The organism is Paenilisteria portnoyi (genome assembly GCF_014322795.1).
GTDB classification, from domain to species: Bacteria; Bacillota; Bacilli; order Lactobacillales; family Listeriaceae; genus Listeria_A; species Listeria_A portnoyi.
This window is the reverse complement of the sequence record NZ_JAASTT010000014.1, coordinates 38,437-53,341: the sequence shown is the minus strand read 5'-3', so window position 1 is coordinate 53,341 and position 14,905 is coordinate 38,437. Positions and strand designations below refer to the sequence as shown.

16 protein-coding genes are annotated in these 14,905 nt (G+C 42.0%); 11 read left to right on the top strand and 5 right to left on the bottom strand.

Features of this window, described 5'->3' with window-relative positions; translation table 11 throughout:
- Positions 1-9 precede the first annotated feature (9 nt).
- Together HCJ66_RS10475 and HCJ66_RS10470 are read right to left on the bottom strand one after the other, a co-directional pair.
- Complete coding sequence (locus HCJ66_RS10475) at positions 10-1,488, bottom strand: phytoene desaturase family protein (RefSeq protein WP_187133074.1); 1,479 nt, start codon at positions 1,486-1,488, stop codon at positions 10-12.
- Between the two features lie 161 nt (positions 1,489-1,649).
- On the bottom strand, positions 1,650-1,844 hold the full coding sequence (locus tag HCJ66_RS10470; protein WP_181677286.1) for a YkvS family protein: 195 nt from the start codon (positions 1,842-1,844) through the stop codon (positions 1,650-1,652).
- A gap of 326 nt (positions 1,845-2,170) precedes the next feature.
- Here HCJ66_RS10470 and HCJ66_RS10465 point away from each other — a divergent pair, with 326 nt between their 5' ends.
- The 3 genes from HCJ66_RS10465 to HCJ66_RS10455 all read left to right on the top strand — a co-directional run bounded on the left by HCJ66_RS10465 (position 2,171) and on the right by HCJ66_RS10455 (position 5,295).
- On the top strand, positions 2,171-2,437 hold the full coding sequence (locus HCJ66_RS10465; protein WP_036058844.1) for a phosphocarrier protein HPr: 267 nt from the start codon (positions 2,171-2,173) through the stop codon (positions 2,435-2,437).
- Complete coding sequence (gene ptsP / locus HCJ66_RS10460; protein WP_187133073.1) at positions 2,437-4,155, top strand: phosphoenolpyruvate--protein phosphotransferase; 1,719 nt, start codon at positions 2,437-2,439, stop codon at positions 4,153-4,155. Before HCJ66_RS10465 ends, ptsP begins: the two co-directional genes overlap by 1 nt.
- 234 nt (positions 4,156-4,389) lie before the next feature.
- A complete protein-coding gene (locus HCJ66_RS10455; RefSeq protein ID WP_281384412.1) occupies positions 4,390-5,295 on the top strand; it encodes an NAD(P)-dependent oxidoreductase in 906 nt (301 codons plus the stop codon).
- Between the two features lie 53 nt (positions 5,296-5,348).
- Here the strand turns inward: HCJ66_RS10455 and HCJ66_RS10450 are convergent, their stop codons facing one another.
- Positions 5,349-6,500 carry an aminotransferase class I/II-fold pyridoxal phosphate-dependent enzyme gene (locus HCJ66_RS10450; RefSeq protein ID WP_187133071.1) on the bottom strand — a complete coding sequence of 384 codons (1,152 nt, stop codon included), beginning with the start codon at positions 6,498-6,500 and terminating at the stop codon, positions 5,349-5,351.
- Between the two features lie 98 nt (positions 6,501-6,598).
- A complete protein-coding gene (locus tag HCJ66_RS10445; protein WP_181677282.1) occupies positions 6,599-7,012 on the bottom strand; it encodes a YkyB family protein in 414 nt (137 codons plus the stop codon).
- A 263-nt stretch (positions 7,013-7,275) separates the two neighbouring features.
- Between HCJ66_RS10445 and HCJ66_RS10440 the strand changes: the two genes are divergently transcribed.
- From HCJ66_RS10440 to HCJ66_RS10415, 6 genes are all read left to right on the top strand, one after another.
- Entirely contained in the window at positions 7,276-7,494 is a 219-nt protein-coding gene (locus HCJ66_RS10440) for a hypothetical protein (RefSeq protein ID WP_187133070.1), read from the top strand.
- Positions 7,495-7,779: 285 nt separating this feature from the next.
- Entirely contained in the window at positions 7,780-8,004 is a 225-nt protein-coding gene (locus tag HCJ66_RS10435; protein ID WP_181677280.1) for a YkuJ family protein, read from the top strand.
- Between the two features lie 948 nt (positions 8,005-8,952).
- A complete protein-coding gene (gene cbpB / locus HCJ66_RS10430) occupies positions 8,953-9,387 on the top strand; it encodes a cyclic-di-AMP-binding protein CbpB (protein ID WP_187133069.1) in 435 nt (144 codons plus the stop codon).
- Between the two features lie 15 nt (positions 9,388-9,402).
- Positions 9,403-10,281 (top strand): transcriptional regulator CcpC, encoded by an 879-nt coding sequence (ccpC, locus tag HCJ66_RS10425; protein ID WP_187133068.1) that lies wholly within the window; start codon positions 9,403-9,405, stop codon positions 10,279-10,281.
- Between the two features lie 49 nt (positions 10,282-10,330).
- Positions 10,331-11,041, top strand: coding sequence for a 2,3,4,5-tetrahydropyridine-2,6-dicarboxylate N-acetyltransferase (gene dapD / locus HCJ66_RS10420; RefSeq protein ID WP_187133067.1), 711 nt, complete (start codon positions 10,331-10,333; stop codon positions 11,039-11,041).
- Between the two features lie 78 nt (positions 11,042-11,119).
- Positions 11,120-12,241, top strand: a complete 1,122-nt coding sequence (locus HCJ66_RS10415; protein WP_187133066.1) for an N-acetyldiaminopimelate deacetylase — start codon at positions 11,120-11,122, stop codon at positions 12,239-12,241.
- Between the two features lie 43 nt (positions 12,242-12,284).
- Here the strand turns inward: HCJ66_RS10415 and HCJ66_RS10410 are convergent, their stop codons facing one another.
- The gene (locus HCJ66_RS10410) at positions 12,285-13,127 is read right to left on the bottom strand and encodes a mechanosensitive ion channel family protein (protein ID WP_187133065.1); all 843 of its coding nucleotides are present in this window, start codon (positions 13,125-13,127) and stop codon (positions 12,285-12,287) included.
- A 204-nt stretch (positions 13,128-13,331) separates the two neighbouring features.
- On the opposite strand from HCJ66_RS10410, the gene HCJ66_RS10405 reads away from it, so the two are divergent.
- Positions 13,332-13,823 (top strand): PTS sugar transporter subunit IIA, encoded by a 492-nt coding sequence (locus HCJ66_RS10405; RefSeq protein WP_187133064.1) that lies wholly within the window; start codon positions 13,332-13,334, stop codon positions 13,821-13,823.
- A 305-nt stretch (positions 13,824-14,128) separates the two neighbouring features.
- Positions 14,129-14,821 carry a copper homeostasis protein CutC gene (locus HCJ66_RS10400; protein WP_187133063.1) on the top strand — a complete coding sequence of 231 codons (693 nt, stop codon included), beginning with the start codon at positions 14,129-14,131 and terminating at the stop codon, positions 14,819-14,821.
- Positions 14,822-14,905 lie beyond the last annotated feature (84 nt).

Sequence of the window (14,905 nt, the reverse complement as noted above, 5' to 3'; positions counted from 1 at the left end):
AACAGTTTTTTAGTTCTTAGTGATTTCTTTATTGAATTGGCGGACGACAATATTTGCGCTTTCTAGGATGAATGGGAGGCTATTGGCAGGATGTGCCGCGCCACCTACGATTTTCATATTCTTGATAGCTGGTATTTTGTTCGGGCGAAACGGACCTAATTGTGAAAGCTGATGTGTTAAGTTGAAAATGGCTCCTTTATAAATATGATAGTCTTTTTCCCAATCATGTGGTGTGATAATTTTTTCAGTGAGGATATGGGACTCTAAATCTACCAAATCGAGTTTCTGCTCCATGGTTTTTAAAATAAGCTGGCGCATGGCGGGACGCTCTTTTTCCCAATCAATATTGTTATCATTGTTAGGAACGGGAACTAGGATGCGTAGTGTTGACATATCTTTTGGAGCTACCGTTTTATCAACTGCGACAGGATAAGTGATATGGATAGATAAATCGTCGGGAATGATCCCTTGACGCATAATTTCGTCCATATGAATACGGAAATCACTCGGAAATAGGACGGTATGAACGTTCAGCGGAAGTGTTGTATCTAAACCGATATACATGACAAAGCCGGAACAGGAATATCTTTTTTTGTCTAATTTTTTTAGATTGACAGGAGCTTTTGTTTTGGAGAAAAGATGGCTCATCGTATAAGCGAAATCTGCATTTAGAAAGAAGTAATCACCCTCCACTATTTCGCCGCTTTCGAGTGTAATAGAGGTGATTTTTTTTGAAGCGGTATTTATTTGTTGGACGCGTTGATTTAGATGAATTTTACCGCCATTTTCCTGCATAATTTCGCTCATCGCATAAGAAAGACGATTGATGCCACCGACAATGTGAAAAATGCCAAAATAATGCTCGGCAAACGGTATAACGGAAAAAGCACCAGGTGTTTCCCAAGGCGACATCCCTAAAAATTTCGTTTCAAATGAAAAAGCTAGGCGCAGTCGTTTATCTTCAAAGTATTTAGCGAGTTCATCGATTAAATGGTTGCCAAGAGTAAGACTTGGAAGCGCACGCAATGTACGCAGGCGAAATAGGGACCAAAGAGATGTGAACGGTTCTTGCCATAAAGGGAGTAGGTAAATCATTTTCTTGGCATTGTCGTGCATAAAACGGTCGTAATGCTCTTCTTCACCTGGGAATAGACGAGCGATTTCTTTTTTCGTTCTATCTTGATCAGAAGTGGGGCTAAAAATAATGTCTTCTATATAGAGGCTATATAGTGGATCTAAGGAAACGAGTTTGATATAGTCCTGAATGTTGCGGTTGCAGTCTGCGAATAAAGCGGTCAACACGTTTGGCATATTTAAAGCGGTAGGTCCTAAATCAAAAGAGAACCCATCTTGCTTTAAAAGTGCTGTGCGCCCGCCAATCTCAGCAGCTTTTTCATAAATATGTACATTATGGCCTTGTTCAGTGAGTTGCATGGCAGCGGCTAATCCACCTGGACCGGCGCCGATGATAATAATTTTTTTTGACATGGTTGTTCACTCCAATTAGCAGTTTTGGCACAAAAAAACACGAAGGAATACAATGAACCATTTCGAAATGGAATTATAGACCTTTGTGCAAAAGGGTTGTGGAGATACATAAGTCAGTGTTATCTGAGCATGGTACATCTCATTATTTTTATATTACTATTTTATTTTTCGTCGCTTATCGAATGGATAATTTTGTACTTTTTGTGATTCACCACTGTTTTTTCTTCAATAGCTAGATTTTTGAAATTTTCCATTAATGTTAGGTCTACAATGACAGAGTTTTCATTTATTTTCTCAACGACACCTGTCAGGCCATCTTTGAACTCGATAATGTCTCCTACTTGTGCTTTTGCCATGTTTATCACTCCCGATTCATAGAAACGTTAATAAAAGCAATTCACTAAATATAAAACTTTGTCTCCATTTTGCCTGAAAGATGGTGGGAATGCAAATGAAAGACCTTGTAAGCGTTGTGAAAATGTCTGAAATTGGTCACGTTTACCACTAAATGATAGCGTTTTTAAAGAAAATACGTCATTTCATAATAAATTTGCACCAAATAGTTGTGCAAGGTGCGAAAACATGGTAATCTTTTTAATTGAGGGATAGTCTTTTTTTGCTGAATTTATTTTTAGTGAGAAGAGTCACAATAAAATTTCTTATATGAAGGAGAATGTAAATTATGGAACAAGCAAGCTTTGTAGTAATCGATGAAACAGGAATCCACGCACGCCCAGCAACTCTTTTAGTTCAAGCGGCAAGCAAATACAGCTCAGATGTACAAATTGAGTACACTGGCAAAAAAGTTAACCTGAAATCAATCATGGGCGTTATGTCTTTAGGTATTGGTAAAGGCGCTGACATCACAATTTACGCTGAAGGTAGCGACGAAAAAGACGCAATCGTTGGCTTAACAGAAGTGCTTAAAAAAGAAGGCTTGGCTGAGTAATGGTTAAGGAATTAAAAGGTATCGCAGCATCCGATGGTATCGCTATCGCGAAAGCTTATTTATTAGTGGAACCAGACTTGTCTTTTGACAAAACGGAAGTTGCTGATACAGAGGCTGAAGTTAAACGTTTTCAGGATGCAGTTGCAGTTTCTGGATCGGAGCTTGAGAAGATTCGCGACATCGCGAAAGAAAGCTTAGGCGAAGATAAGGCTCAAATTTTTGATGCGCATCTTTTGGTTTTAAATGATCCTGAACTAATTACACCAATCTCTGAAAATATTACCAATAATAAAGTAAACGCTGAATCGGCGTTGCAAGAAACGACAGATATGTTTATCGGTATGTTTGAATCAATGGATAATGAGTACATGCGCGAGCGTGCTGCTGATATTCGTGATGTTCGTAAGCGTATTTTGTCTCACCTTTTAAATGTAACGATTCCAAATCCAGCGCTTATTGATGAGGAAGTTGTTGTAGTTGCTAAAGACTTGACACCTTCTGATACAGCGCAATTGAACCGTAAATTTGTTAAAGGTTTTGTAACAGATATCGGCGGACGTACTTCTCATTCGGCAATCATGGCGCGTTCACTTGAAATTCCTGCTGTTGTAGGAACTGGTGAAATCACGCATGACACGAAAGAGAACCAAATTATTATTGTTGATGGCTTAGAAGGTAATGTTATCATCGAGCCAACAGCAGAACAAATCGCTCATTACGAAAAAATTAAATCTGATTTTGCAGCACAACAAGCAGAATGGGATAAATTGAAAAATGAAGCGACGGTTTCTAAAGACGGTCATCATGTGGAACTTGGCGCGAACATTGGTACGCCAGAAGATTTGACAGGTGTTATCGCGAATGGTGGAGAAGCAGTTGGACTTTATCGTACAGAATTCTTGTACATGGGCCGCGAAAACTTCCCAACCGAAGAAGAGCAATATGAAGCTTATAAAGCCGTACTTTCTGGTATGGACGGAAAAGCTGTCGTTGTTCGTACACTCGATATTGGTGGCGATAAAACGTTACCGTACCTTGATTTACCACATGAAATGAATCCGTTCCTTGGTTTCCGTGCGATTCGTTTATGTTTTGCGAATAAAGATTTATTCCGTACGCAATTACGTGCTTTATTGCGCGCAAGTGTTCACGGCAATCTAAAAATCATGTTCCCGATGATTGCTACAGTTAATGAATTCCGCCAAGCCAAAGCACTTTTGGAAGAAGCGAAAGCAGAACTTTTAGCAGAAGGTGTGGCAGTTTCTGACACAATCGAACTTGGTATTATGATTGAAATTCCAGCAGCAGCGATTCTAGCGGATCAGTTTGCGAAGGAAGTTGATTTCTTTAGTATCGGAACAAACGATTTAATCCAATATACAATGGCGGCAGACCGCATGAACGAACAGGTTTCTTACTTGTACCAACCATATAATCCTTCTATTTTACGCCTTGTGAAGATGGTAATCGACGCAGCGCATAAAGAAGGCAAGTGGGCTGGTATGTGTGGCGAAATGGCTGGCGATCAAACGGCTGTACCATTACTACTTGGTATGGGCTTAGATGAGTTCTCTATGAGCGCGTCAAGTATCCTTAAATCACGTTCTCTAATCAAACGCTTAGATCGTACAGAAATGGCGAAATTAGCGGATGAAGCATTACAACAAGCGACAGAAGAAGACGTTGTGGCTTTGGTCAATAAATACACAGCGGAGTAATCGGGTCAGCAAATCGACAAACGATCATCTGCGTCGGTCCGCTGACAGTTTGGTGGATCAGAAATGATTTGCGTGGAAACACGAATACCCGGGGATGATTCCTCGGGTTTTTTGTTTGTGTTGGACATGAAGAGGGCTGATTAGAGCATGGCAAAAACGAACTCGTAAGACCTATCATGATGCCCCTTACCGCAGCCGTTGCAATTTGCATTTTTCTTCAGCCAGAGGTAAACTTTGTTCTATAGGCAAAGTGATCGATTAAGGAGGAATTTTAGGATGAAGAAAATTGGTTTTGTGGGTGTTGGCGTTATGGGCGCGAGTATGATTCAGAATTTGATGAAGGTTGGCTTTGAGGTACATATTTATACGAGGACTAAATCAAAGGCGGATGCGGTTATTCAGGCTGGTGCGATTTGGTATGATACGCCGCAAGCTTTGGCGCCGAATGTGGATGTGCTGATTACGATGGTCGGTTACCCAACGGATGTCGAGCAGCTTTATTTGGCGGAGGATGGGTTCTTGGCGACGCTTCGTTCCGGGGCTTTTGCAATCGACATGACGACTTCTTCGCCGAATCTTGCAAAACAAATTGCGGAAGAGGGCAAGGTGGCTGGGATTGCGGTGCTTGATGCGCCTGTTTCTGGTGGTGATATTGGTGCGAAAAATGGAACGCTTACCATTATGGTCGGTGGGGAAGAGCAGGATTTTTCAGCAGTCGAGCCGGTTTTGAAAGCGATGGGGCAAAGTGTTATCTTGCAAGGCGGTTCGGGGGCTGGTCAGCATACGAAAATGGTGAACCAAATCGCGATTGCTTCAAACATGATTGGCGTCACGGAGGCGATTGTATACGCGAAAAAAGCGGGGCTGGATCCTGAAAAAGTTTTGGCATCGATATCGGGTGGTGCGGCAGGTAGTTGGTCGTTATCGAACTTGATTCCGAGGGTGCTACAAGATGATTTTTCGCCGGGGTTCTTCATCAAGCATTTCATCAAAGATATGCGAATCGCGTTGGATGAGGCAAAACAAATGGGGCTTGAGCTACCGGGGCTCACCATGGCAGAACAGATGTATCAGCAATTGGCGGAGGCTGGATTTGCTGAAAATGGAACACAAACATTGATTAAATACTACGAAAAATAAATCAAAAAGCTCTGTGCGTAACGCGGAATATGGCGTCATGTACAGAGCTTTTGTTATGCGTATTTTTCCATGAATGTATGCATCCGATCCATTGCTTCGGCTAGTTGGCTAAACGAAGCGGCAAAAGAAAGTCGGAAATAACGGTCGCCTTTTTCTGAGAAAGCAGATCCAGGAACTACGGCTACTTTGGCCACTTCTGCGAGTTCAATGGCCCAATCAAACGAATTTTCTAGAACAGCATCGGGTAGTTTTGCAAAGAAGTAGAAGGCTCCATCGGGCTCGATAATTGAAAAGTCCATTTTGGTGAGACGATCTTGAACAAAACTGGCGCGTGTGTTGTATTCTGTGCGCATTTGGACGGCATCATCTTTACCATGTAGCAACGCCTCTTCAGCCGCCTTCTGAGAGATTGAGGAGGCACATGTTACGGAATACTGGTGAACCTTAATCATTTGGCTTGCAATCGCTTCAGGAGCCATTAAAAAGCCGATGCGCCAACCGATCATTGCGTGAGATTTGGAAAGCCCATTAATGACAATCGTTTGGTCACGAATTATCGTTGCAATCGAAATATGCGTTCCAAAGAAAGTCAGTTCACTATAAATCTCGTCGGCAATAACAAAAATACCAGTTTCGCGAACAACCTCCGCAATCTGCTCTAACTCTTCAAGCGTCAACGTAACACCAGTAGGATTAGAAGGATACGGCAAAATTAGCGCCTTCGTTTTTGGTGTAATCGCTGCGCGTAATTGTTCCGCGGTCAATTTGAAAGCCGTCTCTGTCGTATCGATTTTGATAGCCTTAGCCTCCATCAAATGAATCAAAGGCTCATATCCAGGATAAATCGGATCCGGCAACAAGACCTCATCCCCAGCCTCTAAAATAGTTTGTAGCGCTACATTAATCGCTTCTGTCGCACCAACCGTCACAATAATTTCGCTCGTACTATAGGACAAATCGTATTTATCTCGAAAATAAACAGAAGCTGCCTCTAAAAGTTCTGGCGTGCCAGCGTTTGGCGTATAATTTGTAAAATCATTGTTAATCGCTTCGATAGCAGCCTGTTTCACGTGCTCAGGCGTTGGGAAATCAGGCTCACCAAGCGTTAATTTAATCATATCTGGAATCCCAGCAACACGGGTATTAAATTTCCGAATACCACTAATTTCAATTTCTTGAACAGACTGTCTTAACTGTTTTGACATGGATAGACTCCCTTTCTATAACACCAAAATTATCTTTTCGGGTAATACATAGCGCTTGCTTGACGCCAATTTATCACGGTTAGAATCCAATTCTTAGCTTAGCGGAAATATGGGGAGGCATTCTCATAAAACGCGGATTTTTTGAGAGGATCTGGCTTCACGCCAGTGTAGTTCTCGAGTGTTGATTTAGCGTGTGATAGAGACATTCTAACTTGATTCGTTGTTTTAATAGGCTGCATAATCCCGAGGTGTGGTAAGTCTTTCATATCTTGTTTTTGCGGTGGAAGATGAAACAGAAAACCGTGGCAATCAATAAGAAGATTAGAATGTTGGTAGGACTTTTTCGGATTGTTTGAAAATTGTAGACCGAGCTTTTTCGCGTGGCCTTCTTGTATTAGTTTCTCAATCGCTGCTTTCTTCAATTGATAAAGGTAGCGCGGATCGATTGCGGCTTTGCTATGACGATTTACGATAAAGATCGCTTCAGCAATTTTTTTGCTCGCATAATTCATTGTATCCCTCCTTTCCAGTTATAACTAATTATAACGGAAAATGCGTGGAGAAAAAAGGGAAAATGGCGAAAAAAATCAAAAAAATCGTAAATGTGTCGGCGATTTTGCCTGTTTTGTTCAATTATGCAACATTTCTTGAATTATCGAACAACTTTTTTTCAAGATGACTTGTATTCTGCTAAAAATTCGAGTATACTATTAATAATGATAATCATTTTCAATTAGAAGGTGATGTTAACGTTTTGGAAGGGGCTTGATGGAAATTGAATAAAGCAGGCAAAGTTGAATCATTTTATTTCCCGACAAAAGACGGGATGTTGAAATTGCATGTATATGGTTTTAATCCAGTTGGTTCCTGGGGCGAAGTTTACACAACCCTGAATGAGCAAACAGTATGCGTGAAAGGCTTTCATCGTCAAAAAACAATTATGCGTTCAGTGAAAATGATGCTGGATACGAATATAAATAAGAAACAAGGTTGATTCAGCATTTGCCGCCACGCTGAGGTTTTAAGTTGGATATATAGTTTCGAGGTAAACCGTGAAACGAGGATTGTGACCTTGATTTTGCGGTTTTTTTTGTTTTTTGGAGAGAAAATAGGTTTCAAGGAATAGGATTGGAGGAAAGCAGTAATAAGGAGTCGAGAATTATTTGTTTATTATAAATTTTACAGAACGCTTGCTAAATAGGTGTAAGGTGCGATAAAATCTGTTAGTACGGTTTAAAACAAATGATAATCGGTGGTTGAATAGAGAGGAGAATGTACAATGTCTCAGTTATTGGGAATTATTCAACGTTTACAAGCAATGCAAGAGGATGACACGTCGGATACGCAATCGCGAAGATTCGAAAAAGATGGAGAGCCGTTGTGTGAAGTACGATATTTCCACGCTTCAAATTCTTATGAAATTGAAATTTACGGAGATAAAAATAAGTATCAATTCGATGATATTGATATGACAACACTTGAAATCTTCGAAATCCTACAGTAAGCGATGAATACGAAACAAGACTAGTCTCCAATGAAAAAAATGAATAGTAACGGAAAGATTACCAAAGACGACAAACTCTGTTGCTTTTGGTAATCTTTTTGTACTTGAAAAGCTGAAACGGCTCGTCCAGCTCCGAAAAAAACTGGAGCGGCCGCAGTAAAAAGCCGTTTTTGCTTTTTATGGAGGGCGTGAAGTTTTCGAGGAGCTAGCCGTTGAAGCTGGATCTGGAAACAATGATAAGTCAAAAAACGGAGCGTTCCCGCACACGAGATAGGCCTAGCATGAAGAAACTAAAAATAGAAAATAGGAAGCTCACCCCCTACACCCAGCTTCGCATCAATTAAATCAGCATGAAACCCCTCGTTCGAATCAACAATCATCAACCCACAAACACCCCCTCTGCCTCAACAGGAAACACGACCTCTATCCCGCCAATTATCCCTCCCAAAAATCACCCATTTCCAGTCCCATTTCTTTTGAAACGGCTTTCTTTATGGTAAAATGGACATGAACAGGTTTGAACTATTCTCTTTTGGGATAAATACACAAGGGATTTAGAATAGCCAGGGTTTATAACTACAGACTGCAGAAAAACTGCTTCACATGATTTTTCGCAAAACTACAGCGTGTCGACAAATGCTTAGTTTCTAGGCAAAAAGGAGTACCAGCGCGGAGCGTACTAGGATACGATGACTGAAAATAAGGAGGGAGTCTTATCCCCGACCAAGTAAGAAGTTATGCGAAACCTAGTGCAGAAGAGCACTGGAACGGAGCTTTTAACGACGAAGGATTACAGGTTCACTTTGTTCTCCTCCATATTGGGGTTGTAACTCATTCTACTTCAAATACCCCCAACAATGAGCGTTTGTCGACACGCTGGGCTATAACTAAAGGTTGGAAGTTGACTTTCAAACACGCCAATAAAGAACAGAGATGAGGGAGATTTAGATGATCTCTAGTAGACTAGGAAATTTTTTGAATGATAAATTAGAAAATTATATTATATCCGCCGAAAAAGTAGCGCACGTTCAAATCGGCAATAATTTAGAGCATGCCTTACTAGTTTTGACGAAATGTGGGTATTCGGTTATTCCCGTCCTTGATTTTGAATTTAAGTTACATGGATTGATTAGTTCCGCGATGATAACCGATTCGATTCTTGGATTGGAACGCATTGAATATGAGCGTTTAGAAGAGTTAAAAGTGGAAAGTGTGATGCAGACGAAGATTCCAGTTTTGACGAATTCGCACGATATCGAGAAAATCGTGAAGCTACTCGTTGACAATCCGTTTGTTTGTGTGGTGGACGAAGCAGGCATTTTTGAAGGTATTATTACGAGGCATGTCATTTTAAAGCAAGTACAGCGTTATATCCACGAATAGATAGGAGCGAGACGATTGATTGTCACAGAGTACGAACTATTGGTTTGCTTAGCGGCAGAACTTAATATGCGAAAAAGTGCTGAGAAACTATTTCTGTCACAACCAGCGCTCTCCCAACGATTGCAAACGATTGAAAGCAGATGGGAAACCAAGATTTTTCTGCGCACACAAAAGGGCTTACTGCTGACTCCAGAAGGTGAGGCGATTGTCCAGCATGCAGAGCGTGTCATCGAGCGAGAACGGCAAATTCAGGAGCGTTTAGAGGCGCAAGACGGAATTGTTCGCGGAACGTTAAAAATTGCCTGTGCTAGCATTGTGGCGCAAATGTGGCTTCCTCGTGTGTTGAAGCAATTTATCGAGGCGTACCCGGATGTGCATATCTCGGTCGTCACTGGCTGGAGTAGCGAGATTCACCAAGCGCTCGTTGACGGATCAGCGCATGTCGGAATCGTTCGTGGAAACGTAGCTTGGAAAAGTATCCAAAAACCACTTTTTCAAGATAAGCTGTTCTTGGTGGATAAAGAAATCACGCGGTTAGATGATGTGTTGGATTCTGAACGGCCGTTTGTCCAATTCCAAAGTGACTCGAATTATTATCAGGTGATTCAGGATTATTGGCAGCGTAATTTTGGTAAGATGCCGCGTCAGGCGATGGTGATGGATCAAATCGAGACGTGTCGCCAAATGGCTTTTAACGGCATTGGTTTTGCGATTTTGCCAGAGGTGACCTTGATTGGGGCAAGCGAGGATATTAATAAGATTCCGCTCGTCGATAAGTCAGGTGAAATTTTAAGTCGAGATACGTCGTTGATTGGCTATGAACAGTCACTCGCGCTACCACAAGTGAAGGCGTTTCTCGAAATTGTAGATAAATATCTTGAAACTCATTACTAGCTGTGGCACTATTAGATGGAGGCACATATTTGAAAGGGGTTTTTCATTCATGAAACAAATGGACGCGCATCAGATTATTTCATTCATTCAAAATAGTAAGAAGGCTACACCAGTCAAGGTTTACGTTAAAGGAGACCTGGCGAATATTACATTCCCAGAAGATGTTAAAACTTTTATCACGGGAGAAGCTGGAACGATTTTCGGCGAATGGGCGGTTGTTAGTGAGCTGCTTGAGGCGAATAAAGATAAATTAGTAGATTATGTCGTGGAAAATGATCGTCGTAACTCAGCGATTCCATTACTCGATATGAAAAATATTAACGCACGAATCGAGCCAGGTGCAGTGATTCGCGATCAAGTGGAAATCGGCGATAATGCAGTTATCATGATGGGTGCAAGTATTAATATTGGCGCTGTGATTGGTGACGGTACGATGATTGATATGAACGTAGTCCTCGGTGGTCGCGCAACAGTAGGTAAGAACTGTCACGTTGGCGCTGGATCCGTTCTAGCAGGTGTTGTAGAGCCACCATCCGCGCAACCTGTCCTTGTAGAAGACGATGTTGTGATCGGTGCAAATGTCGTGGTTCTTGAAGGCGTACGCGTTGGAAAAGGCGCTGTTGTTGCAGCAGGCGCGATTGTAACGAAGGATGTAGCTCCATACACAGTTGTTGCGGGTATTCCTGCAAAAGAAATCAAGAAAATCGATGCGAAAACACAATCCAAAACAGAAATTATGCAAGAACTTCGCGAACTATAAGAATTGATTCGGCGTTTATTTTTGGTGAAAGTGTGAGCTTTTGCTAGGAATGGGCGCCTTTTTAGGAGGGAAATAATAATGACAGAATTAAATCCGTTTATAAAAATTCGCCGGGAACTGCATCTAATTCCAGAGGTTGGTTACGAAGAATTCAAAACGCAACAATTTCTGCTAGACTACATAGCAACACTACCACAAGACAATTTGCAAATAAAAACATGGCGTACAGGGATTCTAGTCCGTGTCGCAGGAACAGCGCCGACAAAAACGATTGGTTACCGTACAGATATCGATGCGCTACCAATTACAGAAGAAACCGGATTACCTTTTACAAGTCTTCACTCGGGGAAAATGCATGCGTGCGGTCACGATTGCCATATGAGTATTGCGCTTGGCTTGTTGACTCATTTTGCGAGTAAGCCACTGCGCGATAATCTCCTTTTCGTATTCCAGCCAGCAGAAGAAGGGCCAGGTGGCGCAAAACCAATTATGGAAAGCGCCGAATTCAAGACGTGGTGGCCAGATACCATGTTCGGACTTCACATTGCACCAGAGTACAAAGCTGGTCAAATCGCGGTTAAACCAGGTCTCCTTTTTGCAAACACGTCGGAGTTATTCATTTCGTTCAAAGGAAAAGGTGGACACGCGGCATATCCTCACTTGGCGAATGATATGGTTGTTGCAGCGAGCGCTTTTGTCGGCCAGATGCAGACGATTATCAGCCGTAATATTGATCCGCTAGATGCGGCGGTCATCACAATCGGCCAAATTCGAGGTGGCGAGGTACAGAACGTTATCGCCGAAGAAGCCTATTTAGATGGCACCATTCGTACGCTTTCTAAGGAAACAATGAATATCGTGTGGACGCGGCTCAAACAGCTTGCAAAAGGTTGGGAAGAAGCCTATCAATGCGAGGTGAATTTTATCCCAGGTTCTGATTACGTCGAAGTAGACAATGACGAAACCGAAACGAATAAATTCATCGATTACCTACAAAAAACGCATCCAGAAAGCTATATCGCTTGCAGAGAAGCGATGACCGGCGAAGATTTCGGCTACTTCTTAGAAAAAATTCCAGGCTTCATGTTCTGGCTTGGTGTCGATTCCGAGTACAGCCTCCACCATTCAAAATTAAATCCAGATGAAGCTGCGATTCCATTCGCGATCGAACTTTTGACAGGCTATTTAGAGCGTATATAAAATAAGAAGAGACCTCGAGCTAAAATAAACGCGAGGTTTCTTCTTATTTTCCTGGTTCTAACGGTGCCAAGTAAGAAAGTGGTAACTCAATCTGATGACGAACAAGCTCCTCACGAATATCTTTTAACAAGTTCCGCTGCACTTCAAACTGTTCCCCATTCACGGCTTTTCCCATCACGCGAATCACGGTATTTGTGGCGCTTACTTCCTGAACGCCAAGAACAGTGGGGCCATCCACAATATTTTTATTCAGCGCTTTTTCTTGCTCGCAAACACGTTTAATGATATCCATCGCAAGTTCCGCATTTGCGGTTGGAGCGATTCTAATATCTACCAAGATGCGCATGTTCCCGCGAGAATGGTTACTCACAATCATAATTTGTCGATTCGGAATAAAATGGAGCGTTCCATCAAAATCACGAACCTGTGTCGTCCTAAGGCCAAGCGTTTCTACATTCCCATTCACCTGCTCTAGCGTAATGCTATCACCGACATCGAGTTGCCGCTCCAATAAAATAAAGAACCCCGTCACAACATCACTCACGAGCCCCTGCGCACCAAACGCAATCGCCAGACTAGCAACCCCAGCTCCTGCGACAATCGCCGTTACATTAATGAAATTTTGTAAGATCAATATCGCGAAAGTGAAAAACATAATATAGCCAAACACGTTCATAATAAGGCCTTCGAGCGTTTTGGCACGGCCTTCAGAAACCATCTGTTGCGAACGGTATTTTCGGAAGAAACTCCGAATTAACTTGCGTCCGATCCAGCCAAGAATAAAATATAAAATAAGTAACACAATTATGCTAATTATTTTAGAAACGGAATCTAACCATAACTTATCCCAGTCAATGCTATCAAACCAGCGAGTAATAAATCCCAAAATGCCACTTCCTTTGCTAAATAAAGACTTGATACCATTCTAACAAAAGAATACAGGACATGTCTAGATTAAAAAAAGTAACAAATGCTGTAAAAGGGTTGCAATTTTCGTGCTCGGGGGGTTAAGATAGACAGTGTTAACCATACAAATTACAGCTAACTTATTTAAGATACGATGAGGTAGAGAACTTTAGGAGGAATTGATATGTTTAAGAAAATGTTTAAAAAAGATAAAGAAGAAGCGGTCGTAGCACATGCGACAGGACAATTCGTGAAATTAGAAGATGTTCCAGATCCAGTTTTTAGCCAAAAAATGATGGGAGAAGGAATTGCGGTAAAACCTTCGAATGGAACGGTTGTAGCGCCAGTGTCGGGCGAAATTATCCAAGTTGCAGAAACAAAGCATGCTTTTGGAATTCGCTCTGAGCTTGGTCAAGAAATCCTTGTCCATATCGGTTTGGAGACGGTGGCGCTTAAAGGTGAGGGCTTTAAAGTGCTTGTGGCTCTTGGTGATAAGGTAACTGCGGGTCAACCGATTGTGGAAGCGGATCTTGATTTCATCGAGAAAAATGCGAGTAGCACGGTGATTCCGATGGTGGTAACGAATAGCATGGAAAATAAATATGATTTTGATTGGAAAACGGTAACGGACGTTGTTGCTGGCCAAACGGTTGTATTTGAATCAAAAACGAAATAATTGTAGGAAGAGCTTGAGAAAAAACTCAAGATAAAGCAAAAGCGCCCTCCCATTTCTTAGGGTAGGACGAAAAATTCTGCTTCATACAAATCGAGCGAAAGCGTTTGTATTCAGGGGATTTGGTGAAAGCCGGAAGCGGAGCATACTGGTGTATGTGAGAACCGGAAGTCCGCCAAATCCCCTGAATGCGAGCGCTTCTCGCCGATTTATCTGGGTTATGTCCCGGACTCTTTTATTTCTTTTGACTCGGAATTAGGATAGAATAATAATACATAGTTATGATAGAAGGAAGAGGGGTTGAGAGTATGGTACTTGAGGTTATCGTTGAGAATATACGGGAAGCGTCGGAAGCGGAGCATTTTGGTGTGGATCGCTTAGAGGTTGTTTCGGCTATCAGTGAGGGTGGTTTGACGCCGAGTTATGGGGTTATCAAGCAGATTACGGAGAATATTAAAGTTCCAGCGATGGTGATGATTCGACCGCATAGCCATTCATTTCACTATGATGATTATGATATTGCGATTATGCAGGAAGATATTTTGATGGCACGAGAGCTTGGCGCAAGTGGAATTGTTTTTGGTGCGTTGACGAAGTCTGGTGAGATTGATCGCGATTTATTGGAAAACGTGATTGATTGGAAAGGTGACATGGATTTGACGTTCCACCGAGCGATAGAAAGTGCACACGATATTGATAAGGCCTATGCGGTTCTTCGTGAATACGGCAATAACATTACACAAATTTTGACATCGGGTGGTGGCGATAAGGCGACGGATTCGATAGATCGCTTGGAAAAGTGGGTCGCGGATAGTCAAGCGGATATGACTTCTTTTGAGATTTTGGTGGGAAGCGGTGTGACTCCTGATAATATTGGGATGTTGCATGAAAAGCTTCGGAATACACAGTACCATGTTGGTGGCGGCGCGCGTCTTGATGGTGATTTTAGCAAAGGGCTTGATGTGGCGAAGATTATGGCGCTACAGGAAGCAATTAAATAGGTTGGAAAAGTCGAGCTGGTGATGGTTCGGCTTTTTTATTGGATTGGGCTGTACCGTGTTCTTTATTTAAGCTATAATAGGAAC

Bases quoted from the DNA above. Each gene is read 5' to 3' on its own strand.
- HCJ66_RS10475 (WP_187133074.1), bottom strand. From the start codon at position 1,488: ATGTCAAAAAAAATTATTATCATCGGCGCCGGTCCAGGTGGATTAGCC.
- HCJ66_RS10470 (WP_181677286.1), bottom strand. From the start codon at position 1,844: ATGGCAAAAGCACAAGTAGGAGACATTATCGAGTTCAAAGATGGCCTG.
- HCJ66_RS10465 (WP_036058844.1), top strand. From the start codon at position 2,171: ATGGAACAAGCAAGCTTTGTAGTAATCGATGAAACAGGAATCCACGCA.
- ptsP (WP_187133073.1), top strand. From the start codon at position 2,437: ATGGTTAAGGAATTAAAAGGTATCGCAGCATCCGATGGTATCGCTATC.
- HCJ66_RS10450 (WP_187133071.1), bottom strand. From the start codon at position 6,500: ATGTCAAAACAGTTAAGACAGTCTGTTCAAGAAATTGAAATTAGTGGT.
- HCJ66_RS10445 (WP_181677282.1), bottom strand. From the start codon at position 7,012: ATGAATTATGCGAGCAAAAAAATTGCTGAAGCGATCTTTATCGTAAAT.
- HCJ66_RS10435 (WP_181677280.1), top strand. From the start codon at position 7,780: ATGTCTCAGTTATTGGGAATTATTCAACGTTTACAAGCAATGCAAGAG.
- cbpB (WP_187133069.1), top strand. From the start codon at position 8,953: ATGATCTCTAGTAGACTAGGAAATTTTTTGAATGATAAATTAGAAAAT.
- dapD (WP_187133067.1), top strand. From the start codon at position 10,331: ATGAAACAAATGGACGCGCATCAGATTATTTCATTCATTCAAAATAGT.
- HCJ66_RS10415 (WP_187133066.1), top strand. From the start codon at position 11,120: ATGACAGAATTAAATCCGTTTATAAAAATTCGCCGGGAACTGCATCTA.
- HCJ66_RS10405 (WP_187133064.1), top strand. From the start codon at position 13,332: ATGTTTAAGAAAATGTTTAAAAAAGATAAAGAAGAAGCGGTCGTAGCA.
- HCJ66_RS10400 (WP_187133063.1), top strand. From the start codon at position 14,129: ATGGTACTTGAGGTTATCGTTGAGAATATACGGGAAGCGTCGGAAGCG.